This window comes from Lysinibacillus sp. FSL R7-0073, assembly GCF_038009065.1.
GTDB lineage: Bacteria > Bacillota > Bacilli > Bacillales_A > Planococcaceae > Lysinibacillus > Lysinibacillus fusiformis.
In genome coordinates, this window is record NZ_JBBPAS010000001.1 from 473665 (window position 1) to 499241 (window position 25577).

The 25577-nt window shown below is 37.0% G+C and carries 26 protein-coding genes, 1 riboswitch and 1 other annotated feature; of the genes, 21 read left to right on the top strand and 5 right to left on the bottom strand.

The window, feature by feature from the left end:
- Positions 1–17: 17 nt before the first annotated feature.
- The 12 genes from MKY88_RS02235 to MKY88_RS02290 all read left to right on the top strand — a co-directional run bounded on the left by MKY88_RS02235 (position 18) and on the right by MKY88_RS02290 (position 13308).
- Positions 18–1370: an aspartate aminotransferase family protein gene (locus MKY88_RS02235; protein WP_193830843.1), complete on the top strand. Its 1353-nt coding sequence runs from the start codon at positions 18–20 to the stop codon at positions 1368–1370.
- A gap of 463 nt (positions 1371–1833) precedes the next feature.
- On the top strand, positions 1834–3417 hold the full coding sequence (locus MKY88_RS02240) for a glutathione ABC transporter substrate-binding protein (RefSeq protein ID WP_340812907.1): 1584 nt from the start codon (positions 1834–1836) through the stop codon (positions 3415–3417).
- Positions 3418–3485: 68 nt separating this feature from the next.
- The gene (gene nikB, locus MKY88_RS02245; protein ID WP_036145195.1) at positions 3486–4409 is read left to right on the top strand and encodes a nickel ABC transporter permease; all 924 of its coding nucleotides are present in this window, start codon (positions 3486–3488) and stop codon (positions 4407–4409) included.
- 13 nt (positions 4410–4422) lie between these two features.
- Positions 4423–5319: an ABC transporter permease gene (locus MKY88_RS02250; RefSeq protein WP_069479928.1), complete on the top strand. Its 897-nt coding sequence runs from the start codon at positions 4423–4425 to the stop codon at positions 5317–5319.
- An 11-nt stretch (positions 5320–5330) separates the two neighbouring features.
- Positions 5331–6323: an ABC transporter ATP-binding protein gene (locus MKY88_RS02255; RefSeq protein WP_193830845.1), complete on the top strand. Its 993-nt coding sequence runs from the start codon at positions 5331–5333 to the stop codon at positions 6321–6323.
- Positions 6316–7281, top strand: a complete 966-nt coding sequence (locus MKY88_RS02260) for an ABC transporter ATP-binding protein (RefSeq protein ID WP_193830846.1) — start codon at positions 6316–6318, stop codon at positions 7279–7281. Before MKY88_RS02255 ends, MKY88_RS02260 begins: the two co-directional genes overlap by 8 nt.
- A gap of 18 nt (positions 7282–7299) precedes the next feature.
- The gene (locus tag MKY88_RS02265; protein ID WP_193830847.1) at positions 7300–8178 is read left to right on the top strand and encodes a sugar phosphate isomerase/epimerase family protein; all 879 of its coding nucleotides are present in this window, start codon (positions 7300–7302) and stop codon (positions 8176–8178) included.
- A gap of 12 nt (positions 8179–8190) precedes the next feature.
- On the top strand, positions 8191–9249 hold the full coding sequence (locus tag MKY88_RS02270; protein ID WP_193830848.1) for a Gfo/Idh/MocA family protein: 1059 nt from the start codon (positions 8191–8193) through the stop codon (positions 9247–9249).
- Between the two features lies 1 nt (position 9250).
- On the top strand, positions 9251–10132 hold the full coding sequence (locus tag MKY88_RS02275; RefSeq protein ID WP_340812908.1) for a sugar phosphate isomerase/epimerase family protein: 882 nt from the start codon (positions 9251–9253) through the stop codon (positions 10130–10132).
- Between the two features lie 14 nt (positions 10133–10146).
- Positions 10147–11298 carry an ROK family transcriptional regulator gene (locus MKY88_RS02280; protein ID WP_069479934.1) on the top strand — a complete coding sequence of 384 codons (1152 nt, stop codon included), beginning with the start codon at positions 10147–10149 and terminating at the stop codon, positions 11296–11298.
- An 18-nt stretch (positions 11299–11316) separates the two neighbouring features.
- Positions 11317–12318, top strand: a complete 1002-nt coding sequence (locus MKY88_RS02285) for an asparaginase (protein ID WP_069479935.1) — start codon at positions 11317–11319, stop codon at positions 12316–12318.
- A 12-nt stretch (positions 12319–12330) separates the two neighbouring features.
- Complete coding sequence (locus tag MKY88_RS02290) at positions 12331–13308, top strand: N-acetylglucosamine kinase (protein ID WP_340812909.1); 978 nt, start codon at positions 12331–12333, stop codon at positions 13306–13308.
- 57 nt (positions 13309–13365) lie between these two features.
- On the opposite strand, the gene MKY88_RS02295 is transcribed toward MKY88_RS02290, so the two are convergent.
- Positions 13366–14532: an FtsW/RodA/SpoVE family cell cycle protein gene (locus MKY88_RS02295; RefSeq protein WP_069479937.1), complete on the bottom strand. Its 1167-nt coding sequence runs from the start codon at positions 14530–14532 to the stop codon at positions 13366–13368.
- Between the two features lie 244 nt (positions 14533–14776).
- Here MKY88_RS02295 and MKY88_RS02300 point away from each other — a divergent pair, with 244 nt between their 5' ends.
- A complete protein-coding gene (locus MKY88_RS02300) occupies positions 14777–16447 on the top strand; it encodes a methyl-accepting chemotaxis protein (RefSeq protein ID WP_193830851.1) in 1671 nt (556 codons plus the stop codon).
- Between the two features lie 347 nt (positions 16448–16794).
- Positions 16795–17748 carry an L-threonine 3-dehydrogenase gene (locus MKY88_RS02305; protein ID WP_193830852.1) on the top strand — a complete coding sequence of 318 codons (954 nt, stop codon included), beginning with the start codon at positions 16795–16797 and terminating at the stop codon, positions 17746–17748.
- 201 nt (positions 17749–17949) lie between these two features.
- On the opposite strand, the gene trpB is transcribed toward MKY88_RS02305, so the two are convergent.
- The 4 genes from trpB to MKY88_RS02325 form a co-directional block, all read right to left on the bottom strand.
- Complete coding sequence (gene trpB / locus MKY88_RS02310) at positions 17950–19113, bottom strand: tryptophan synthase subunit beta (RefSeq protein WP_193830853.1); 1164 nt, start codon at positions 19111–19113, stop codon at positions 17950–17952.
- A 59-nt stretch (positions 19114–19172) separates the two neighbouring features.
- Positions 19173–19373: a binding site (T-box leader), on the bottom strand.
- Positions 19374–19439: 66 nt separating this feature from the next.
- Positions 19440–19925 (bottom strand): QueT transporter family protein, encoded by a 486-nt coding sequence (locus tag MKY88_RS02315; protein WP_025115449.1) that lies wholly within the window; start codon positions 19923–19925, stop codon positions 19440–19442.
- Positions 19926–19931: 6 nt separating this feature from the next.
- A riboswitch (PreQ1 riboswitch) is annotated at positions 19932–19976 on the bottom strand.
- A gap of 64 nt (positions 19977–20040) precedes the next feature.
- Positions 20041–21147 (bottom strand): site-specific integrase, encoded by a 1107-nt coding sequence (locus MKY88_RS02320; RefSeq protein WP_340812910.1) that lies wholly within the window; start codon positions 21145–21147, stop codon positions 20041–20043.
- Between the two features lie 79 nt (positions 21148–21226).
- Positions 21227–21922, bottom strand: coding sequence for a LexA family transcriptional regulator (locus tag MKY88_RS02325; RefSeq protein WP_340812911.1), 696 nt, complete (start codon positions 21920–21922; stop codon positions 21227–21229).
- A 144-nt stretch (positions 21923–22066) separates the two neighbouring features.
- Here MKY88_RS02325 and MKY88_RS02330 point away from each other — a divergent pair, with 144 nt between their 5' ends.
- From MKY88_RS02330 to MKY88_RS02360, 7 genes are all read left to right on the top strand, one after another.
- Positions 22067–22303: a helix-turn-helix transcriptional regulator gene (locus MKY88_RS02330; protein ID WP_340812912.1), complete on the top strand. Its 237-nt coding sequence runs from the start codon at positions 22067–22069 to the stop codon at positions 22301–22303.
- Positions 22304–22393: 90 nt separating this feature from the next.
- Positions 22394–22723 (top strand): DUF771 domain-containing protein, encoded by a 330-nt coding sequence (locus tag MKY88_RS02335; protein WP_340812913.1) that lies wholly within the window; start codon positions 22394–22396, stop codon positions 22721–22723.
- 24 nt (positions 22724–22747) lie between these two features.
- The gene (locus MKY88_RS02340; RefSeq protein WP_340812914.1) at positions 22748–23017 is read left to right on the top strand and encodes a hypothetical protein; all 270 of its coding nucleotides are present in this window, start codon (positions 22748–22750) and stop codon (positions 23015–23017) included.
- A gap of 25 nt (positions 23018–23042) precedes the next feature.
- Complete coding sequence (locus MKY88_RS02345; protein WP_340812915.1) at positions 23043–23423, top strand: hypothetical protein; 381 nt, start codon at positions 23043–23045, stop codon at positions 23421–23423.
- Positions 23424–23504: 81 nt separating this feature from the next.
- Positions 23505–23660, top strand: a complete 156-nt coding sequence (locus tag MKY88_RS02350) for a DUF6906 family protein (RefSeq protein WP_340812916.1) — start codon at positions 23505–23507, stop codon at positions 23658–23660.
- A gap of 234 nt (positions 23661–23894) precedes the next feature.
- Positions 23895–24824, top strand: a complete 930-nt coding sequence (locus MKY88_RS02355; RefSeq protein WP_340812917.1) for a rolling circle replication-associated protein — start codon at positions 23895–23897, stop codon at positions 24822–24824.
- Positions 24796–25560: a ParA family protein gene (locus MKY88_RS02360; RefSeq protein ID WP_340812918.1), complete on the top strand. Its 765-nt coding sequence runs from the start codon at positions 24796–24798 to the stop codon at positions 25558–25560. Before MKY88_RS02355 ends, MKY88_RS02360 begins: the two co-directional genes overlap by 29 nt.
- The last annotated feature ends 17 nt before the right edge of the window (positions 25561–25577 follow it).

A 25577-nucleotide genomic window follows, 5' to 3' on the forward strand; every position in this document is an offset into this window, starting at 1 on the left:
TGAGAGGGTGTTCGGCAATGACACAGACCAATCTTAAAAGTGATGTTTTAACAAAGGATGAGCAATACGTATGGCATTCAATGAAACCCTACAATCCACAAGCAACATATGTAGTGGAAAAATCAGATGGTGCAAGAATAATAGATACCGATGGCGTCGAATATATTGATGCCATGGCTGGGCTATGGTGTGTAAATGTCGGTTATGGACGTAAGGAACTGGCAGATGCAGCACATGAGCAAATGATGAAGAATGCTTATGCACCATTATCGCAGGGACATTTACCAGCCGTACAGCTAGCTGAGAAACTAAATGACTTGCTTGGTGGGGAGTACGTTATTTTCTTCTCTAATAGCGGATCAGAAGCGAATGAAACAGCTTTTAAAATAGCGCGACAATATCACCAGCAAAAAGGGCAAAGCTCCCGCTATAAGATTGTCTCTCGCTACCGCGCCTACCATGGAAATTCCTTTGGGGCATTAGCAGCAACAGGGCAAGCGGAACGTAAATATAAATACGAGCCATTGTCTCCTGGCTTTATCCATGTCGCACCGCCCGATCAATACCGTGAACATGAAAATGATACTGTTGCACCATTAGATTTAGCGAGCGTAAGGGCTGTTGATAAAACGATGACATGGGAACTGAGTGATACAATTGCAGCCATGATTTTAGAGCCAATTATTACAGGTGGCGGTGTCATCATGCCTCCCGAAAACTATTTAAAAGGCATAGAGGAAGTGTGCAAAAAGCATGGAGCTTTAATGATAGTGGATGAAGTTATTTGTGGCTTTGGTCGAACAGGCAAGCCATTTGGATTTATGAATTATGGTGTGAAACCAGATATTATTACAATGGCTAAAGGGATTACGAGCGCATATTTACCATTATCAGCAACTGCCGTAAAACGTGAGATTTATGAGGCTTTCACTGGCACAGATGCCTATGACTATTTCCGCCATGTCAATACTTTTGGGGGTTCTCCAGTAGCATGTGCAGTTGCATTAAAAAATATTGAGATTCTAGAGCAAGAAGCGTTGTTCGATCGCTCCAAGGAAATGGGGAAGGCCACATTACAAACATTGCAAGAAAGTTTACAGGATCATCCGAATGTAGGAGATGTGCGGGGCAGAGGTTTATTAATTGGGATTGAATTAGTAGTAGATAAAGTCTTGAAAGAACCTTTACCAGTGGAGAAGGTAAATGCTGTTATTGCCGCATGCAAAGAACAAGGGGTGATCATTGGGAAAAATGGGGCAACAGTAGCGGGCTTTAATAATGTTCTGACACTATCACCACCACTTAATATTATTCAAGAGGATCTTCAGCGTATACTTGATGTGGTCGTAGAGAGTATAAGAAAGCTGTAATACTTGATGTTGGTTCTAAATGCCTTGAAATAAGGGCTTTTAGAACCTTTTTAAATAACTAGAAATGAATGTTCGGTAAAAATAATTATTAAATTTATAAAAATAATGCTGGAAAAAAAGTGAACTGTAGTTTATAGTTGTTAAAAAATAATAAATTTTCTGATAATTATGCATCGAAAGTGTCCTTGATCTTGGAAGGGGATATTTTTTTAATTACTTATTTTCAGCAGTGGAATAAATAAATCTTGTCGGTTGAACTATAGTTTCTGATGAAAAGCAATTGTGATAGTTGAGAAAGCAATGTCTTCCTCTAATTGAATTGTCTTATCGTAATGAAAGTATAGTTTATTTTTTTGCCTATTTATTTTCATCAGTGGAGAAAATAAATAATTTTAGTAATTATATTTCTTAATGAAGCCATTAGGAGGTATTATTATATATTTTTACAAAGGGAGTAGATGAGATGAATTATGTTAAAAAATGGGTTTTTATAATTCTATGTACGTTGCTTTTAGCAGCATGCGCAGAGAAAGACAATTCTAACGCATCAAACACTGGGGAAAAATCTACTACAGATTCAGGTAAAGCTAGTTCAAAAAATGAATTAGTCATCGCTGTAAATGAAAACTTTATTTCTATGGATCCACATAACACAGGAGATACCAATTCGGGGTCAGTGCAGGAGACGATGTTAGAGGGGTTACTGGGCTTCGATGCGGATGGACAAATAATTAAGGTGCTAGCAGAAGATTATACAATCAGTGAAGACGCACTGGAGTATACATTTAAGCTGCAAGAAGGGGTCACTTTCCATGACGGGGAGCAGTTTAATGCAGAAGCTGTAAAAGCCAATATTGAACGAATTATGAATGATGAAAGCTTACGCCTCTATTCACGTGGTTTTAGCTTAATCAGTCATGTTGAAATACTAGGAGACTATGACATTAAAGTGACTTTAAAAGAACCATATGGACCGATGATTACACGATTCGGAGTGGCCAAAATGATTAGTCCCAAAATGATTAAAGAAAATGTAGCGGATATTCCTAAGCAGCCTGTCGGAACAGGTCCTTATCAATTTGTTGAATGGGTACAAGGAGATCATTTAACCATTGAAAAATTTGATGGCTATTGGGGTGGCGGTGACCGTGTATCTAAAATTACGTATAAACCAGTCCCAGAAAATGGATCACGGGTGGCGATGCTAAAAGCTGGGGATGCGCAGGTTATCTATCCAGTACCTGCTCAAAATATCGATGAGCTTTCTAACCATAAAGATGTAGAAGTTAATAAAGTTCCTTCAACAATCGCTCATTATGTTTCCTTAAATACGTATAAAAAACCGTTGAATGATAGTAAGGTTCGACAAGCATTTAATTATGCGGTGGACAAAGAAGCGTATTTAAAGGTAGTTAATGCAGGTCTAGGCTTACCACTAGACTCCATTATTCCTTCCAAAACAGTTTATTATAAACAGCAAAAAATGTATGAGCACAATATAGAAAAAGCAAAGGCCTTGTTGGCTGAGGCTGGATATCCTGATGGCTTCGATATTGAAATCTGGGGAAATACGAACTCGGATACGATGAAGGGAATGCAGTTTATCCAACAGCAGTTAGGGCAAATTGGCGTCAAAGTTGCAATTAAATCTATGGAAGAGGGTACTTTGTCAGATGAGATCTACGGGGCTCAAACACCAGATGATGCAAAATTACAAATGTGGTATGTGAGCTGGTCAGCATATGCTTCTGATATAACAAATGCGACAAAACCACTTTTCCATAGTGTATCATTCCCACCAAATGGTGCAAACACAGCCTATTATCATAACACTGAGGCAGATCAAATAATGGATGAGGCTAACTCCATTTCAGATGTAGATCGCCAAGCTGAGCTCTATGAAAAATTACAGGAAATCGTTTACCAAGATACACCTTGGATTTTCTTAGGGGTAGATGAGGTTGTATATGGTGTACGTTCAAATGTTAGCGGTGTATTAGTAAATCCAACAGGCGGGCTCGATGTGAAGAATGCAAAAGTTGAGTAATGCTACGCAATAAAAGGAATTGATGTAGGTCAATTCCTTTTCTACAAAATAGAAAGGAGGAGCTCGTCATGTGGAAATATACAGCAAGAAGAATTGTTGAAATGATACCGATTTTAATTGTTATTTCAATACTAACGTTTTTATTTATTCATTTTATACCAGGAGATCCTGCGCGATTAGTAGCGGGTAAGGATGCCACAATCGAGGATGTTGAAAACGTACGTCATGAATTGGGTCTTGATAAGCCTATTTTAAAACAGTATGTAGACTATATGAAAAATCTAATGACGGGTGAACTTGGCACGTCCTTAACAACAGGTCTACCCGTGATTGATATGTTTAAAACAAGGTTTATGCCCTCTCTTCAGCTTACCTTTCTCTCGATGTTTTGGGCTACATTAATAGGTTTAATGATTGGCGTTTTTTCTGCCATCAATAAAAATAAATGGCCTGATTATTTTGGAATGGTAACAGCGGTTTCTGGCATTTCGATTCCTGGATTTTGGTTGGGACTATTATTAATTCAATTATTTTCAGTACAGCTAGGGCTATTCCCAACAGGAGGGTTAGATGGTTTTTCTAGTTATATTTTACCTTCCCTAACTTTAGGGGCAGGTATTATGTCAATGATTGCACGATTTACTCGATCTTCTATGCTCGAAACGCTACAGGCTGATTTTATAAGAACTGGGAGAGCAAAAGGTCTGAAGGAACACTCTGTCATAGTGACCCATGCTTTACGAAATTCCTTAATTTCTGTAGTGACGGTCGCCGGGCTACAATTTGGTTTTCTACTAGGGGGTTCAGTGGTAGTCGAGACAGTCTTTAGCTTTCCGGGGATGGGACGTCTTCTAATCGACTCGATTGCATTCCGAGACTATCCTGTTATTCAGTCAGCTCTATTATTATTTGCGTTTGAATTTATTTTAGTAAATTTAATCGTAGATGTGCTTTATACAGTGTTAAATCCTAAAATTCAATTAGATTCTTAAGGGAGGGAACAGGATGACTTCACCAACTACGGTGCAAAATAGCCAAGTGCAAAAAACACAAAGGAAATACTCTCCTCTTAAGGAATTTTGGAAGTCTTTTAAAAAGCAAAAGGCTGCATTGTTAGCAAGCATCTTTATAGGGTTGCTAATTGTAATTGCTATCATTGGTCCTTATATTGCACCCTATGATCCGTTTGAACCAAACTATGATGCCTTATTAGAAGGGCCGAGTGCCAGTCATTTAGGGGGAACAGACGAATATGGTCGGGATATTTTTAGTCGTTTAATTGTAGGGGCAAAAATCTCCTTAATGGTAAGCTTTAGCGCGGTATTTTTAGGCTTAATACTAGGGACTATTTTAGGTTTAATTAGCGGTTACTTTGGTGGTTGGATAGACAAAGTTATTATGCGTAGCTGTGATGTATTGTTTTCATTTCCTGATTTATTGCTAGCTATTGCCATTGTCGCATTACTTGGTCCTGGGATTAATAATGTGATCATCGCTGTCATGATTTTTAGTGTGCCATCCTTTGCACGCTTAGTTCGTGGCGCTACATTGAATGCGAAAGAAAATGTATATGTAGAAGCCGCACAATCAATGGGAGCCTCCCATGTAAGAGTGCTGTGGAAGCATATTTTCCCTGAAACGATTAGTGAACTAATTATTTTTGTCACAATGCGTATAGGAACAGCTATTTTAGCAGCTTCTGGCTTAAGTTTTTTAGGCTTAGGTGCGAGTCCTGAAATGCCCGAGTGGGGAGTAATGTTAAGTAGTGGACGCGACTACTTAGGAACATCTTCTCATGTAGTCATCATGCCAGGAATAGCTATATTTTTAACCGTACTAGCATTTAACTTAATAGGCGATGGATTACGAGATGTATTAGATCCGAAAATTAAAAATAATTAAGGAGAATGCCTATGACAGAACATGTATTACGAGTAACAGATTTAGAAACGTCCTTTATGCGTGATAAAACAGAGATCAAGATATTAAGAGGTGTCAATTTTTCAATTCGTAAAGGCGAGATATTGGGCTTAGTTGGAGAATCAGGCAGTGGGAAAAGCTTAACGTCTTTATCTATTATGCAACTATTTCATGGAACTACAGGCAAAATTGTCAATGGCTCTATTCATTTTAATGGGGAAGATTTGACCAAAATGTCTGAATCCGATATTCGGAAAATTCGTGGAAAACAAATGGCGATGATCTTTCAAGAGCCTATGACCTCTTTAAATCCCGTTTTAAAAATTGGTAAGCAGTTAATGGAAGCAATTGAGATGCATTTGAAGCTGCCAAAAGGTGAAAGTAAGCATCATGCCATTCAAATGTTAAAGAGTGTAGGAATAGGAAGAGCCGAAGAAATCATTCATGAATATCCACATCAACTATCAGGGGGAATGCGGCAGAGAGTGATGATTGCTATGGCGATGGCCTGCCACCCCAATCTACTTATAGCTGACGAACCAACTACTGCACTAGATGTTACGATACAAGCGCAAATTTTAGAGTTAATGAAAAAGTTAAAGGAAGAAAATGAAACAGCTATTTTATTAATCACACATGATTTAGGCGTTGTGGCCGAAATGTGCGATAAAGTGGTCGTGATGTACGCAGGGCAGGTTGTAGAGGAAGCAGATGTCTTTGAATTATTTGCAAGCCCTAAGCATCCTTATACGAAAGGCTTAATTGCATCTGTGCCAAAAATTGGTGAGAAAAAGGAAGTGTTAGATTCTATCAGTGGTCATGTACCATCTCCGCAACATATGCCGATAGGTTGTAAATTTGCTCCGCGCTGTCATCAAGTGATGTCTATATGTCATCAGGAATGTCCACCGACAGTGGAAATTTCAGCTACTCGCCAATGTAGCTGCTGGCTATATGCGAAAAAGGATGTGGAAATCAATGCCTAACAGTATTTTAAAAGTGGAGAAGTTAAAAAAGAGCTTTCAAATTGCGGGTGGGTTATTTCAAAAAAGACAACAAGTTAATGCTGTAATAGATGTTTCCTTTGAAATAGAAGAAGGGACAACATTTAGTTTAGTTGGAGAGAGTGGTTGTGGAAAATCAACAACTGGCAGGCTAATCACTAGATTAATAGAGCCGTCAAGCGGAAGTATCGTTGTCGATGGGAAAGAAGTGGCTACTGCCAAGCAATCTGAGTTAAAGCACCTAAGACAAACTGTCCAAATGATTTTTCAAGATCCATATGCCTCCTTAAATCCAAGAATGAAAGTAAAAGAATTAGTTGGTGAACCACTAGAAATTCATACAAAACTATCAAAAGCCGAGCGTGAAAAGCTAGTACTCGAAATGCTTGAAGTAGTTGGCTTGAATGCTGATCATGCTGATCGTTATGCACATGAGTTTAGTGGTGGACAAAGACAGCGTTTAGGGATTGCACGTGCTTTAATTACAAAACCTAAAATCATTATTGCTGATGAGCCTGTGTCTGCATTGGATGTATCCATACAATCACAAATTTTGAATCTATTAAAGCGATTGCAGCAAGAATATAAAATATCTTATCTTTTTATTTCTCATGATTTAAGTGTTGTAGAGCATATTAGTCATAATATTGGTGTCATGTATTTAGGAACGATCGTAGAAGTCGGAAAAAAAGAAACGATATTTAATGATCCTAAGCACCCGTATACGCAAGCGCTCATTGCCTCTGTACCGATTGCAGATCCAACGTTAAGAAAGAAAAAGAGAGTATTGATAGGTGATATTCCAAATCCTAAAAATCCGCCAAGTGGTTGTACCTTCCATACAAGGTGTCCCTTTGCAGCAGATATATGTAAGCAAGCGATTCCGGAAATGAAAAAAATTAATGAAGAGCAAAGTGTTGCATGTCACTTTGTCAATTGAAAAGGAGAGATGTTTTAAATGAAAGTAGGCTTAAGCACATACAGTATGGTCAAAAAAATGAAGCAGGGGGAAATGAGTGTTCTAGATGTTTTACAATGGGTAGCGGACAATGGTGGTCAGCATGTAGAGTTAGTGCCCTATGAATTCACAGTGGTAGATAATGATGAGCTCGCCACTCAAATAAAAGATAAAGCTGCGGAGCTAGGATTGGAGTTATCTGCCTACTCATTACCAGCAAACTTTATTCATGAGACTGAGGAAGCCTTTTTTGAAGAGGTGGAGCGCTTAAAGAAACACGTAGATGTTGTACATCGTATGGGTATCAAAATTATGCGCCATGACGTTACACTTTTTACTTTACCAAAGGAGCAAACAACCATTCATTATTACAATGAACATTTTGATGAAATGGTAAGGGGATGTCAATTGATTGCAGATTATGCGAAGCAATTCAATATCACCACAACTATTGAAAACCATGGCTTTAATGTTCAAACAAGTGATCGTGTACAACAATTAATTCAAGCCGTTAACAGAGACAACTTTAAAACTACATTAGATATCGGGAATTTTTTATGTATAGATGAAGAGCCTCTTATCGGTGTTATGAAAAATATATCCTATGCTGCTACCGTGCATTTTAAAGATTTTTATATTCGTCCTTATTTTGAAAATCCTGGTGATGGCGAATGGTTCCGTACAGTTCATAACAATTACATCCGAGGAGCAATTGTCGGACATGGTGATATTAATATTCGAGAAATTATAAAGCTTGTCAAAGGCTATGGATACGATGGTTATATTACGGTGGAGTTTGAAGGTATGGAGGATTGTCAGGTTGGTTCAAAAATAGGGATGGATAATGTTCGTCGTTTATGGGATGAATGTAAGCTTTAAGGAGGGAAGAACATGGACAAATTAAAAGTTTGTGTAATTGGAACAGGCTCTATTTCGGATTATCATTTAGGCTCTTATATGAAAAATCCATTGGTTGAGTTATATGGCGTGTATGATACTTCAATTGAGCGGGGGAAAGCAAAAGCTGCACAATTTGGAGCCACTCATGTTTTCTCTTCTAAAGAAGCATTATTTGCAGATAAAAATGTAGAGGCTGTCAGTATTTGTACATGGAATAATACACATGCAGAGCTCGCCATTCTCGCTTTAGAAAATGATTTACATGTGCTTATCGAAAAACCCTTATCTATGACTTATGCGGAGGCTTTAAACATTCAAAAGGTTGCCGAAAAGCATCGTAAAGTATTTCAGGTTGGCTATGTAAGACGTTTTGCAACGAATACAAAGGTGCTGAAACAGTTCATAGATGATAATAAATTAGGCGATATTTATTATGCGAAAGCTTCTTGCTTAAGAAGATTAGGTAATCCAGGAGGTTGGTTTGCAGAAATCGAGAAATCTGGAGGTGGCCCATTAATAGATTTAGGTGTCCATGTTATTGATATATGCTGGTACTTAATGGGAAGACCGAAAGTGAAGCGTGTAACAGGTCACACCTATAATCAATTAGGAAATAGAAATCATATTGAACATTTATCTTTTTATAAAGCGGCAGACTATGATGCTACTAAAAATACAGTTGAGGACTTAGCGAACGCCCTTATAACATTTGAGAACGGGGCTTCATTAATGGTGGATGTTTCCTATACGCTACATGCTATAAAAGATGAAATGAGCATTAAATTATATGGCACAAATGGGGGAGCAGAGCTAGAGCCTGAGCTGAAAATTGTAAGCGAGGAGCATAACACCATTTTAAATATTCATCCTCAAATTAATGATCTATCCTTTGATTTTGTAACAGCCTTTCAGAATGAAATCAATACGTTTGTTGATTGCTGTCTTCATCAATATGATTCAGTGGCACCTGTGGAGGATGGGGTAGAAATTATGAAGATTTTAGAGGGGATTTATATTTCTGCAAGACAAGGAAAGGAAGTCGTATATTAAAATGGTGAAATTGAACAATAGAATTGGTGTGATTGTAGACAGCTTTAGATTGCCTATTCGTGAGGGATTGCTAAAGGCGAAGGAGGTCGGTGCACATGGTGTCCAAATGTATGCAGTTTCAGGTGAGCTAGATCCGAATCATTTAAATGCTGCACAAAGAACGGAATTGAAACAATATATTTTAGATTTAGGGCTCGAAATTTCAGCATTATGTGGAGATTTGGGAGGACATGGGTTTCAAGATAAACATGAAAATGAATGGAAAATAAAAAAATCGAAGGATATTATGCAATTAGCAAAAGATCTTGGTACATCGATCGTTACGACCCATATTGGGGTCATTCCTGAAGATGAGAATGATCCCATCTATCAAACTATGCTAGAGGCATGTGAAGAATTAGGGCAATTTGCTACATCACTAGATGCTTATTTTGCAATTGAAACAGGACCCGAGACGAGTCAAACATTAAAGAGATTTTTAGATAAACTATCAACAGATGGTGTATCAGTTAATTTTGATCCTGCCAATATGGTAATGGTAACCAAAGATGATCCTGTGGCGGGAGTGAAGCTTTTAAGAAATTATATTGTACATACACATGTGAAGGATGGCATTCAATTACAGCAAACGAATCCAAAAGACGTGTATGGGTACTTAGGATACGATTCTGGAACATCTCATGATAAGATAGAAGAAATGGTGGAAAATGGGGATTTCTTTAGAGAGCTTCCACTAGGTCAGGGAGATGTCAATTTCGAGCTTTATTTTTCAGCTTTACATGAAATCGGATACAATGGCTATTTAACTATTGAACGAGAAGTGAGATCAAATCCCGAAAAAGACATCAGAGAGGCTGTACAATTCATAGAAATGTTTAAATAGGGGATGAATCTAATTTGAAAAAGCAAGATCAAGTACAAATGAGAAGACAAAATAAGTATATTGTGCTTGACGCAATCAGGCAGATGGCACCAATTTCAAGAATTCAATTATCAAAATATACAAAAATGAGTCCTACGACTATTACTCGTATTGTGCAGGAGCTAGAAGCGGAAGGCTTTATACTTGAAGGGGTTTCAGAGGAAACTGCCATTGGTAGACGGCCTACATTAATTCATATGCGTGAAGATGCTTTATATACTATAGGGATCGAGATAGATTGTTTTACAATTCGACTTGGTATATTAGATTTTTTAGGAAAACTGATCGCCTTTCAGGAAATCAAATGCAGCATCAAGCATCGTTATGAGGAAGCTATCCATCTACTAAAACGATCCATAGTTACTATTATGTCAGAATATCAGATTGCTCAGGGAAAATTATTAGGCATTGGAATAGGGGTACCAGGTGTCATTAATAACGAAGAAGGTATTATAGTTTCTTCTGAGCAATTAAAATGGGAAAACTGTCGTATAAGAGAGGACTTAAATGGTGTTTTTGATTGTGAAGTTATCGTAGATAATGAATTGAAAATGCAAATCATTGCTGAAATTGGTGATATCTATACGCCTCTTTATTCAAATTGTATTTTAGTAGGCATGGGAACGGGCGTCGGAGCATCCATATTACTAAATGGAGAAGTGTATCGTGGCATTCAAAATAAAGCGGGAGAAATAAGTCATATAACGATTAATCCCTTTGGTGAAATGTGTCACTGTGGTAAACGAGGGTGCTTGTCGATGTATATTTCAGAAGTGAGCTTACTAAATAGAACGCCTAAAAATCTAAATATTCAATCAATAGAAGAGATTCTACAGTGTGTTGATCAAGGCGAACAATGGGCAGTGGACATTCAACAAGATGTAGCTACATACCTAGCTATTGCTATCAATAATTTGGTGTGTTTATATGAACCGGAAGCCGTTATTGTTAGCGGTGAAATTATTGAGCACAATGTAACATTTCAAAAACTCTTTAGTGAAAAATGCAAACAATATATATGGAAAGAACTACAACCTCATTTTGTTTTACAGTTTTCAAACCAATTAAAAGAGGGCGTGGTCAAAGGAGCAGCATTACAGGCACAAAAGCAGCTGCTGTCTGTTTAAAGAAAGGTTGGTTGATTCGTGGCTTACTCAGAATTTTTGAAAGAGTATCGTTCAGGATTAATGGAAAATGTGCATTATGGACAAATGAGTGCTGTGAATCTAGCGAAGGAAGAATTCGTTTCAGTTGGTCAAGATTATGAGCCTGTGTATTTTCGTTCTGCAGCAAAACCATTTCAAGCCATTCCAATTTTCATGACTGATTTTATAGAAAAGTATGAGATAACTTCAACAGAAAGTGCATTGTTTTTGGCATCGCAAAGAGGCGAAATATACCATCAAGAGGCATTGACCTCTTTGCTGGAGAAAATTCCTGTTGGTGAAAATGATCTAATTTGTGCAGCGTCATATCCACTTAACGAAGAACCAAAAACGCTATATATTCAACAGGGATTCCAAAAAAGGAAGCTACTTCATAATTGCGCAGGTAAGCATTTAGGATTTTTAACTGCTTGTCTGGCGAATGGCTATAATTTTCAACAGTATTGTCATCCAGATCATCCATTACAGCAAATGATAAAAAAATACATTGCTTATTTAAGTGAATATGATGAGGGGAAAATTCGCACAGGAATAGATGGTTGTGGTGCGCCTGTATTTGCGATTCCACTAAAAAATATGGCTATAGCCTATTTAAAGCTAGCACGACCAGAATTGATTGATGATGATCAAGTTCGTGAGGCGGTAAAAAAGCTTACGACAGTTATGAATCAAGAAAATCAAATTATCGCAGCTCAAAATTTTATTTGTACAGCATTATTAAAAGACCCTAATATTGTAGCAAAGGGTGGAGCGCAGGGCGTATATTGTTTTGCTCTACGAAACGAAGGGGTAAGCTTTGCCCTGAAAATTATGAATGGCTCAGAAAGTCCATGGCCAAATGTAATTGCTTCTGTGTTAGAGCAAATTCAGTATTCAAATGTTGAAACAATTGAGCGAATAAAAGCATTATCGCCTTCCTTTGTGCGAAATGACGCAGGGCATGAGGTAGGCGAAATCGTTTCCACAATTAAAATCGTATAGAGGTGAAGGCACTTGTATGTTTTGGCAATTGACGGTGGTGGAACGAAGACAATTGCTACCATCTCTACATTCAGTGGGCAAGTAATAGCCCTCGCAAAAACGGGTAAAAGTAACCCTACATCCATGAACATCGAGCAATTTACGCAGACGATAACAGATCTTATCAATCAATTGAAGAATCAACTGCCTCATCATTTTCATCAACTAACAAAATGCCATGCGGGACTTTCTGGTGTGACAGAAAATAATAATGAGGACATTACACAGACATTATTAACATCGCTTTTACCAGAAGGCTGTCAATTAACTTTATCAAATGATGGATTGAACGCACTGTATGCAGGAACATTAGGTCAACCTGGCGTTGTTCAAATATCGGGTACAGGGGCGATTACATTAAGCATAGATTCAGCTGGAAGAATTGAGCGGACAGCTGGATGGGGTTATATATTTGATGATGAGGGCAGTGGCTATGATATAGGTATTCGCACATTAAAGGCGGTTTTTAAAGAATTTGATAAAAGAGGTCCTGAAACGATATTAACTGGCGCCGTATTAGACTATTTTCAAGTGCAATCTGTGCCACAAATTATTGAAATTGTTTATGGTGAAGGGCATCCACGAGATATAATTGCTCCTTTAAGTAAAGTAGCGATAGAGTGCACAAAACGTGGAGATATAGAAGCTAATACTATTATAGATGAAGTGTGCCATATTTTTTATCAAAGCATCGATGCTTGTTACAAAAAAAATCCATTCTTAGCTGAACGTGTCAAAGTCGTGTTATCGGGTGGGGTTTTTAAGGAATTGCCATTATTTATTGAAAAACTAGCTGTGCTGGATAAAAAGTATAGAAATCAGTATGACTTTATGGGTGCCTCCAGCTTACCGGTAGGTGGCGCCGCGTTAGCCGCATTAAAATTACCAAGTAAGGAAGCTGAAATATTTATAGATCACTATAATGAAAGTATCCATGAGTTTTTAAATTAAGATGAATCCCCCCTTTTATCTAGCAAGTAGAGAATATCCTTCTCTACTTGCATTTTGTTAATCTTCTCTTTTAAACATATACCCCTTATAGGATTTATGAATAATCATGACAATTCCCATTAGCATGAAATTTGACAATAGTGAACTACCCCCGTAGCTTAAGAAAGGTAAAGTAACTCCAGTGACCGGTAAAAGTCCAAGTGTCATGCCAATATTTTGAGTAATTTGGAAGGCTAATAAGCTTGATATCCCTGCGCCCATTAATGTCATAAAAGGGTCTTTTGCTTCAACAGTAATAAGAACAATCCTGTAGATGGCAAAAAACAGTAAAGCAATGACAAATGCCCCGCCAGCAAACCCTAATTCCTCGGCAATTGCAGAAAAAATAAAATCAGTATGCTTCTCTGGTACATAAACATTATTATTCAGATAGCCCTTCCCAAAAAATTCACCCGACCCAATGGCTAAAAAGCCTTGGCGAACCTGAAACGAAGAATCTATGTAATCATAAGGTTGTAGCCAGCCATAAATACGAGATACTTGATGTCCTGATAGGGCACCTAAAATTTTTTCTGTAAAAAAATCATTAAATCTGACATAAAGTACTACTACTGTACTGATTAGAACTAGAGGTATGGCCGTAAATACAATCAGTAATTTCCTATGTATGCCTGAGAAAAATAACATGGGTAGAATCATTGCCATGTATAACATAACCATGCCTGTGTCGGGTTGTTTATAAACAAGGAGCGAAGGAGGAAGGACAATGAGTCCAATTTTCACAAATAGCCATAAATCAGCTAGATAAGAAGGACGTACATTTTTCTCTTGATGAGAGATAATGATTTTGCTCACAACAATTAAAAAGGCGAATTTTAAAAACTCAGATGGCTGAAGAGAACCTAGAAAGGGTATTTGATACCAAGATTTAGCTTCGTTTATTGTCCGCGCAATACTCTCTGGTGCTACTATGAGTCCAGCAGTTAATGCTACGGCTAATCCATAAATCGGCCATCCAATCTTTTTTAATTGTTCAATATCAAGTAAGGAAATCCCAAACATGACCATAAATCCAATAAGATAAAAGATAAATTGCTTCACAATGAAGGAACTGGCATATTGTCCGAAATTGACACTGCTAGAATGGACAAAAAGACAGCTAAAACCTCCAAGTAAAAAGAGGCTCACAACTAAACTTCCATCCAATTTCTTAAGCTGCGACAAATGTAACACCTTCTTTCTGTAGTTAATACTATAAACGCTGGTAATGTGTGGAAGGTTGCAACTATTTACATGATGTAAATAAGGGATAATGGCATGAATCGATTTGTGCGGTAAATTACCTATTTGGGGATAGTGAATGGGCATAATTTCTTAATTCTTCGTCTAATCTTTACAAAAACATAACACTGGCTTTATATCTTCATACTATCATTATTGGTAAGAGTTGGAGGAGGAGCCAGAGATCATGCATTTTTTTCGTTTCATCAAGGTGAAGGACAAGTTGCTTGTACTTATGATTGTTTGTGTATTATCGAATGTATTGCTAGGTGTATTTAGTGTGGATTATTTAAGGAAAATGTCGTGGCATGCAAGTGAGAGTTACAAACAGGGGCTTGTTCCAATTGGGTGGCTAAATGAGCTGGAAGAATCGCAACGTCAATTAGATTTTATCGTCGATTCTGATGGCGATTATACAGGAATGTCAGCCATTTTAAAAGACGTGGATAAGCCGTTAGACCATTTAAAAAGCCAAGAAATTGATAAAAAAATGAGTCATCAAATTAATAAGTATAAGTCCTTGCTAGGGAAGCAGAGAGAATTGATTGAGGGCTACCAGCAATTGACCCAAAGTGAACAAGAGAAATTTTATTCGCAGACGTTTCTATCAATAAGTCAGGAAATTCATTCATTATTAGAAGAAACACAAAACTATCTTGTTCAACGAGCAAAAGACCAACAACAGTCCTATCAAGAAGATGTACAATTTGGTTATTGGTTGCTTGGTGGTGTGTGTTTAACAGTTGTGATTCTAGTTATTATTATAGGGTTTATAGCAACAAAGGCGGTCAATGTCCCCACACGGCAATTGAAATCATTATTAAAACAGGCTGAACAGGGTGATTTCACTGCCAATGCAAGTTATGTGGCCCATGATGAGCTTGGTGAGGTAGTGCTGTCTTACAATCAAATGGTCACAGAAGTGAAACGTTTGCTCCATACAGTTACGGACAGTGCCTACGAAGTGGAGGAAATGACCGGGAAATTACAGGAGTCCTCAGAGGAATCTTCAACAACGACATTGAAAATAGCAAAAGATGTACAGTCTATTTCAGATTCAACGGCAGCGTCTACTAATAAATTGGCTTCCAATACATCATCTTTAGAAGAAGTTTTAAATGATGTACAAGTCATATTAGAGAAAATTCAAATTGTGGAAAATTTCGCTCATAAAACTGCTCGAGATGCGGAAAGCGGAACTGAAATTGTACAAGCCAATTTAGCACAAATGCAGACAATTAAGCAAGCTGTCGAGAAATCCAATACAGCCATCTTTAATTTAGTCGAACGAGCATCATCTATCGATCAAATGATTGAGGTTATTGAAAAAATAACAGCACAAACAAATCTATTAGCGTTAAATGCATCGATTGAAGCGGCAAGAGCGGGCGAGCATGGCAAGGGATTTGCGGTAGTAGCGAATGAGGTACGTAAGCTTGCGGAGCAAACCGTCCATTCAACGCAAACCATTACGTCCATTGTACAAAACATTCATCTAGATTCAAGCTATGCAGTACAAATGATGGAAGGCGTGCTAGTGGCAACCGAAAAAGGCGTTGCTGTAACAGGACAAACGGCGTCTAGTTTTGATCAGATTTTAGAAAAAGTACATACAATCAAGCCTTATATTATGGAAGTATCTTCTACAGTTCAAGAAATTGCCAATCATACAAAAACTGTTAGTGATGATGCGGTTATGTTGACATCGTTATCTGATACGAATACTGTATCGACGAAGCATGTCGCTGCTTTAACTGCCGATCAATTAACAGCACAGCAACAATTCCACAATTATATTAAAGAATTACGAAAGGTATCGAAAGTGCTACAAATAGCCGTTAAACGTTTTTCAATATAATTTAGTCATTCATATCTTAATGGGCTATGGAATCTTCTTTGCGAAGTTAGCAAAGAGGATTCTTTTTATTTGTTCTAATAATTTGTTGGAGGAGAGTTTTGAAACTGTTCTTTCTGAGTGTACAAATGTATTTAATATATTTTTGTAGCACAATAATTTAAAATGTTCATATACTGAGAAGTAAGGGATAGTATGTTTCTTTTATGTATATTTTTAATATAATTGTTGTATTTTCAAAACGAACACATTATAATGAATTTCATTGAAAGTGTTATTAAATCAATGTTTATTAATATATTATTGTACTTTCTAGAAGTACAATTGTTCACATGTGGAGGTTTTGAGAAATGAAAAAAATTATGGTTACCGGAGCACTTGGTCAAATTGGTTCTGAGCTTGTAGAAAAACTTCGTAGTATTTATGGGGAGGACAATATACTTGCTACTGACATTAGAAAGCTTGACCATACTGAGGGCCCGTTTGAGATATTGGACGTTACAGATGGACAAAGAATGCACGATTTAGCAAAGGACTTTGGTGCCGATACAATGATGCATTTAGCAGCACTATTATCAGCTACAGCTGAAAGAAATCCTTTGTTGGCTTGGAATTTAAATATGGGTGGATTAATGAATTCTTTGGAAGTTTCACGTGAGTTAAATATGCAATTCTTCACACCAAGTTCAATAGGGGCATTCGGGCCATCTACACCGAAGGAAGATACACCTCAGGATACATTGCAACGCCCGACAACTATGTATGGTGTTAATAAAGTGGCGGGCGAATTATTATGTGATTATTATTTCAGTCGTTTTGGAGTAGATACACGTGGTGTCCGTTTCCCAGGTTTAATTTCTTATGTAACTCCCCCAGGTGGTGGTACGACTGATTATGCAGTAGAGATTTTCTACGAAGCGATTGAACAAGGAAAGTATACATCATATATTCAAGAAGGTACGTATATGGATATGATGTACATGCCAGATGCTTTACAGGCAATTGTCGATTTAATGGAAGCCGATGGTAGTAAGCTTGTTCACCGTAATGCTTTTAATATAACAGCAATGAGTTTTGAACCATCGCAAATTGCAGCTGAAATTAAGAAACATTTACCGAACTTTACAATGAACTATCAAGTTGACCCAGTTCGTCAGGCAATAGCGGATAGCTGGCCAAATTCAATAAATATTGAAGCAGCACAAAAAGAGTGGGGCTTTAACGTAGAGTACGATTTATCAAAAATGACGGTAGATATGTTAGAGAAATTAAAAATTAAACTGCATAAAAAGGCAATTTCCTAATAGCTACTGAACGGATGAAGAGATAGACTTCATCCGTTTTTTTCTTTTATGAAATAAAAGGGGATATATATTTTATTACGACCTCTAGGCTTATGGGAATGGGTTCGTTTATACTTGTATTCCAAGATCAGCAGACAATACATCATTAGTGTAAGTTTAAGAGCGATTTCCAGATTAGGAAATCGCTCTTTCATGTTTGAATTATTTATTTAACATATGAAAAACTTGCTCAACGTCCTTATCGCCACGACCTGAGATATTAATAATTATAATGTCATCAGCTGTAAGAGTGGGCGCTAGTTTTAGTGCATGGGCAACTGCATGAGAGCTTTCAAGTGCAGGAATAATACCTTCTACCTTCGAGAGCACCTGAAATGCCTCTAGGACTTCTTCATTTGTCACAGTAACATACTCTGCACGACCAATTGTTTTTAAGTGACTGTGTTCAGGTCCTGCACCTGGGTAATCTAAACCTGCCGCAATTGAGTATGTTGGTAGAGGATTTCCCTCTGCATCCTGTAGCACTAAGCATTTGAAGCCGTGTAGCTTCCCAGGAGTTCCTTCGTTAAGTGTAGCAGCTTGATCTGGCTCTATTCCGATAAGACGAACATTTTCATCAGCAATATACTCTGCGAATGCCCCTATAGCATTACTTCCACCGCCGACACAAGCTAAGACAGCAGTTGGTAGTTTTCCTTCTTTCTCCAAAATTTGTTCACGGCTTTCGCGGCTAATAACAGATTGGAAATGTTTAACCATTGAGGGGAATGGGTGTGGCCCAACAGCAGAGCCCAATAAATAAAATGTCGTTTCATAGTTTTTGACCAAATCCGCAAATGCTTCATCAACGGCATCCTTTAAACGTCCTTGCCCTTTATCAACAGCTACAACCTTTGCTCCAAGAAGCTCCATTCGAAATACATTTAATGCCTGACGTTTAGTATCCTCTAACCCCATATAAATAGTACAATCTATTCCGAACATGGCACAGGCAGTTGCGGTTGCCACACCGTGTTGTCCTGCACCGGTTTCAGCAATAACGCGATTTGCTCCCATACGTTTTGCCAATAAAATTTGACCCAATACATTATTGATTTTATGTGAGCCCGTATGGTTAAGATCCTCACGCTTTAAATAAATTTTTGCGCCAGCCAATTGCTTTGTTAAATTTTCTGCAAAATAAAGAGGGGATTTGCGACCGACATATTCATTGAAATAATAATTCAATTCTGTATTAAAGTCTGCATCCTCTTTGAATTTTTGGAAATTTTCATCCAAAATAGTTAATACATGTTGAAGCTCCTCTGGAACGAAGCTTCCACCAAATTCTCCGAAATATCCTTTATTCTCTGCTACTGTACTCATCTTTCCTCGACTCCTCTACGCTCATTTTTTCATAAAAAAAAGCCACTCCAATCCTTCATGAAAAGGACGAGTAACCGTGGTGCCACCTTTATTCGCAATAGATGCGCGCTTTCTAACTCCGATAACGGGGAGCAAATCGGCCTGACATTGGATTAAGGCTGCTCTGAAGTCCATTCACAAGTACGTACTACTGGTTTACACCGACCACCAGCTCTCTTTAAGTAACGATGCTTGCTACTACTCTTCTTCTTCGCATTTATTAGAAAGAATTGTAGAATGTTTTCAGAATATTGTCAAGAAAAAAAGACGAATCTTGTAAGACTCGTCTATTCAATCATTTCTTTAAAGTGAAGGCGTTTATTGAGTATATACATAATAGGTGCACCCACCGCTAAAACAACGAATTCACCTGCTGCCACCGTTAGCCAAGTCCAAAAGAATGGTAGCTCTAAGGCTAAATTCAATTCAAAGGCGATAATAAACATTGTGCATGTAAATAAGAATGTATTGATGATTAAACGTGCCCAAATATTTTTAACAAATTTACAGATCAAAATGAACAATCCCAATGTAATCATAGAATGGCCAACACCAAATACTAAGTCGTAGATACCAAGTGGTGAAAAGATATTAGAAATAAATACCCCTATTATGATACCAACGGCAAAGCGTGGATTAAAGGCCACTAAATGGTTGAAAATTTCAGATACACGGAACTGCACCTCTGTAAAACCAAATGGTGCAACAAGCATCGTTACAGCAATGTATAGAGCCGCAATAATACCACTTGCTGCTAAAAATTTTATCTTCATATTCATTTCTCCTTAGTTTTTTTTCGTGGGATGGTTACGAACCACGTAGAGCAAGTGCAATCATATCAGTATTCATGCGGACTTGTAAATAGCTATGTGTAAAATATGTGTAAAATCATAATGCAGCTAGAATGTTAACTGTTTTATTTTCATCTTCTTCACGAAGCTCTTTGATAAGATGCGTGTAAATCCGAATTGTTGTATCTGCATCCGCATGTCCAAGTCTTTCAGAAATATACTGAACAGAAATTCCTTTGTAGAATAAAATACTAGCATGAGAATGGCGCAAACCATGAATTGAAATTTCTTCTATCTTTAATTCATGAAGTATTTTTTTCAATGCTTTATTAACACCAGTATTGCTGAAAACTTTGTATTTAGAAGCAGGATTATAAAACACCAATTTATGAATATTTTCAGGTGTAACTTCAAAAAAATGATTTAACAGACTCATCGTTACCTTGTCCATTTTAATTATACGGTTTGAACTTTCCGTCTTGGTTTTTTTCGTACCTTCATCATACGAATTTGTATATCCCCAAGTCTTATTAATGTTAATAGTATTATCTTTGAAATTAAAATCTTTTCTAGTGAGTGCGATTATTTCAGCGAAGCGCATCCCTGATTTTAAAGCTAATAATAGAATGTAGTATACAGGTCTGTTATCTTCTTTTAACGATTCAATAAGATACTTGGACAACATCTTACTTTCTGTATAATTGATATGCTTTTCTTCGCTTTTTTTAGAGTCTTGTCCTGAAATTGTAGCATTTCGGGTAAAATCTGAGGGGATTATACCTTCATCGACAGCTTCACGGACACAGGCTCTAATGTGAGCATTGATCTTCTTTACGGTTTCTTTAGATTTCGTTTTCCCATACACATTAAGAAAGGATTGGTAATCACTCTTTTTTATATGTTGTATAGGAGTGTTAGAAAAATGTCTTCGGATTACCTTCAAAGTATTTTTGTAATGTACTTTAGTGGGTGGTGCGGTATTGGATTTGTAAATAGATACCCATTGCTCAAAATATTCATCTATAGGCACTAATTTTATTACAGGATTAAGTCCTTTATTTATTTTAGACTCTATTTCAGCAGCAGCAACCTGCGCTTCTTTCTTCGTCTTGAAACCGCCTTTGCGTATAGGTTTGGATTCACCTTGAACTATACGACTAATAGTATACTGCCAAGTCTTTCCACGTTTCGTGAAACTCGCCATGGTATTCTCCTCTCAACGATTTAAGAAAAGAGCTAGGCGAATGAGCCTGCTCTTTCTTTTTAATGCTTAACGTTAAGTATCAATGTAAATTTACAATATAAGTTACTACTTTACCGTGTATTCTCAAATCATCGTTTTCAATAGTTGTTATATTGTCTGTAAATAAATTATCAAAAGACTCTGGTCTAAATATCAACTTATTACCATCTTGATAAAATCTTTTTACTGAATAATCAAAGCTCTCACTGTAAACAACAATATCCTCATTTTTTAATTCTTTTATCTTTACAGGTTTAACGCCTATAAGTGATTTGTGAGGAATTATCTTATTCATCGAATCTCCGTTGACCCTCATGAAGAATATCTCTTGATCCCCAGCATATTTTCCAAGCAATTCATCAGGTATTGAAATAGTTTCGAAATTGTCTAATCCATCAATATTAATTGGTAATCCAGCCGATACAGTGGTTGGGAGATAGGGATATTCATTTTTTCTGTGTAAAACATAAGAGTTATTATCTTCCGATGAAACAGTTTTATCTTCAGTAATATCAGATTTTAACACCCCGAAATAATCTGCTAACAGTTGAATCTTATCAATTCTAGGGTACTTTTTCCCGTTGAACCAACTATAAACAGTAGTCTCCGAAACTCCATGTTTTTCTAAATCCTTGTAAACATCAATTTTCTTCTTGTTGTTTTTATCCAATAGATTAGTTAAATTCCTTGCAACTATCTGTCTTTGTTCCGCAGCGGTTATTTCTCTCTTTGGCAATTTTATCACCTCCTTATATACTATTTTACTCTTAAAGTGCAGTTTCTGCAACATATAAACTGCTATTTCTGCACTTTAAGTGTTGACACCGCACTTTAAGGGCGTTATATTAAAAACAAGAAAATATTGGAGAGGGGTGATAGTATGGAAAAAACTTTATCTATCAAGGCTGCTAGAGTTGAAAGAGGTTTCTCTCAAGAAGCATTAGCGGAGAAATTGGGTATTGGTAAACGTACTTTAATCTCTTGGGAAAATGGCGAAGTCGATGTTAAACCTGTAAGCATGTTTGCTCTAGCGTATGTATTGAAGTATGACATTGACGAGTTAAGAGTGCCGACAAAAAAATTTACAAACAAACCGCACTTAAAGTACGGTTCTTGATGGTCTTAATAGATAGTTTATCTGATGCGCTGTGATACCGAGCCAATGACGGTATGTAAGTAAGTCAATATGAAAGTGGGGCGAGGATGGATGCAACAACTTCAAGTTAATTTAACAATTCCAGTTCCAGAGGGTTACGTGATGGTTAAGAAAGTGGAACTTGAAGAACTTAAACATGAGAGTTTAAGCGGTATTTGCTGGACAATGACGGAATTAGAACAACGTATTAAGAAAAAACGCAACTGGATTAAAGAATATGTGCTTTTCCCATCCAAGTTTAGAGAAATATTGGACACGGAAAATGGTGGATTTGTTTATTACCCTAAAGGAATAGGGGAACATTGGTCATTTCATGCAATACAGATGGCGAATTTTATTGACGAAAACTATAGTTTAATTTTTGGTTATGAATCCAAGTGAACTCAACTATAAAGGAGAATTTATATGAAATTACAACCAGCAAGCCAGATGAGCAAAATTGCAGAGGAGAATTATGAAAAATTTAAAGAAAGTGTTTTGGAAAGCGAAGAATTTGAATCATTAAAAATGGGCATCGAAGAGGCTGCTAATGAGGGAAAAAAAACACTCGAATACAAAGTTCATCCTGATTGTGATCCACGTACTATTGATTTTCTTAAATCGGTATTAACAGAAGCAGGATATGGAGTAAAGGGATTTTTCTTAAATTCACATGCCATGCAAATTACATGGTGAAAAAATAAAGATTGGAGGAAAGACAATGTTAGAACAACTGCAACATGCCTACAAACAAGCCTTGAATAATCTAGTGTTTGTGGATTTTGTGAATAAAAAAGTTATTGGCAATTTTGAGGTGCTAGAAATAGAACTCGATAAAGAAAATGCTTGCTATAAGGACTTAATAACAGCGATTAATTACCACTTTAAAGTAGGTGACTTTGATTTAGCGAGGGAGCGGATTGATGCGCTGACAAAAAGGGCTGACTACATCAAACGATTGGAGATTCAGGCTAAAGCACATCGGAGAAATAAATTGTGTGAGATTGCTAGTCAGTTTGAAAGTGAAAAAGTTTTAGTGATGAAATACGATGCAATGCAAGTTAAGAGCATAAAAAAACTGCTTAATCGCTCCAACGATTAAACAGCGTAACGAAATTTGACTTATTGAGATTATATCAAGATGCAGAATTATTGTCCATTAAAAGGAAGGGGGTGTTTTCCAATGAAACAAGGTCTTAATTTAACAAGAAAACAAAAAATCTATATTGCTAGTTTTAAGTTGAATCCCGACAACTGGTTGCTTAGTAAGAAGTTAGTTGATAGATGGCTAATTGTTCATCGGAAAACAGGAAATACACGTACCATTCCAGCGCCATAAAGAAAAGCCTTTGTGATATGTCGCAAAGGCTTTGATTTTAAACAATAAAAAATGCCGTACAAACTCTGACCAGTAAGCACGGCTCATTTGACTATTGCCAAATTCCTTAACGTCAGTATAGCAAGCTTCATGGCAAATAGTCAATTACGTCCTTGTAATAGATATTAGGTTTACGACGATGGTCTAAAAATACCAAGGATAATAGATTATTAATATCAATGGGAGAGAGTTGCCATGAAGAGAAGGAAGCACCAGTTTAAACATGTATTAGAGGCTTATGAAGAGTCGTTTGCGATAGAAAAAAAGAATAGTCAAGAAGAGCATATTGATAGATTGCGAGATAAAACGCTTGCTGGGTATCGTGTGAAAACAATTAAGAGTGGCGAAGTATTGGAAGTCGAAGCATACCCTTTTTGGAAAATTCCACAGGGATTACGTAAGAAAAAGGGCGAAGAGAGTAGTCAGGCGCAAAAGAATTTGAATGATAAAAATACTAAGAAGCATGTAACAAGGCTTATTAACACCAATTTCAGAAATTATGAGGATATTTGGCTAACGTACACATATCCACAGGGGAAAATGCCAGTGGATTTCGAGCAGGCAAAAAAAGATATGACAAATCTTATTAGACGATTGAAGAATTGGCTAAAAAAGCAAGATCAATACAAGGATTTCGACTTGAAATATATCTATGTTACAGAACATACACGAGACGGAAGTAAAGTGAGGGCGCACCATCACATGGTTACAAATTTCCCTAATCGTGATGTTGCAGAAGAGTTATGGAATTGTGGGGGACGTACTCAATCAAGACGACTGCAAAGTGATGATTTTGGCTTTGAAGGTATGGCTCGCTATATTACCAAAGAAAAAGGTAGCAAAACAATGAAGCGCTATACACCTTCTCGTAATTTGAAACAACCAACTGTTACAGTGGCAGATTCGAAATTAACACGTAGACGCGCGGAGAAAATCGCTATAGAAGAAATTTCAGCACAAGAATTATTTGAAAAGTTGCATAAGGAATATCAATTCAAAGACATGCAAGTAAAGTTTTCTGATTTTGTAAGTGGGGCTTACTTGTATGTACGAATGAAGCGGATAGAAGACTATACAAAAAAAGGGAGAACAACATATGACAATGAAGACGATCAGCATTATTAATTTAAAAGGTGGAGTGGCAAAGACTATTTCTGCTATCAATATTGCCTACACATTAGTGAAGGTACATGGAAAAAAGGTACTGCTCATTGATAACGATAAGCAAGGTAATACTTCTAAATTTTTTGGTTTGCATAATTACGAGGATAAGAGTTTAGCAGATTTATTAACAGATAAAAATTGCAATATCCACAGTGTTATTAAGAATACATCATACGAAGGTTTGGACATCGTTCCAGCAAATATGAATCTGCTACAAGCAAATAAAGAAATATTGCTAGACGTTGCACGACCACAGCAAACAAGACTTCGTAAAGCTTTATCACAGTTAAATGATGAATACGATTACTGCATTATCGACAATGCGCCTGACATCAATATGACGGTCATTAATGCGCTTGTAGCTACAAACGATGTGTTAGTGCCTATCAAAGTGGACAAGTTCGCATTTGATGGATTAGAGCAGTTATTGGATCAAATAGAGAATGTCCAAGAGTTCAACGAAAACATTGTATTTAAAGGCTGTTTTATCACGATGTATCAGCGAAATGGAGTGAATACACAAGGGAGCGAATATTTAGCTTCATCCACAGATTATCCACTTTTCCACACGATGATTCGTAAAACTGTGAAGGTAGATGAAACAACATTCGCTGGAAAACCGCTACTTGCTTACAAGAAATCAACTGCTGGACAAGACTATGAAAAATTGGTCAAAGAATACCTAGAAATGTGCTAGTTTCGGACACAAAAAAG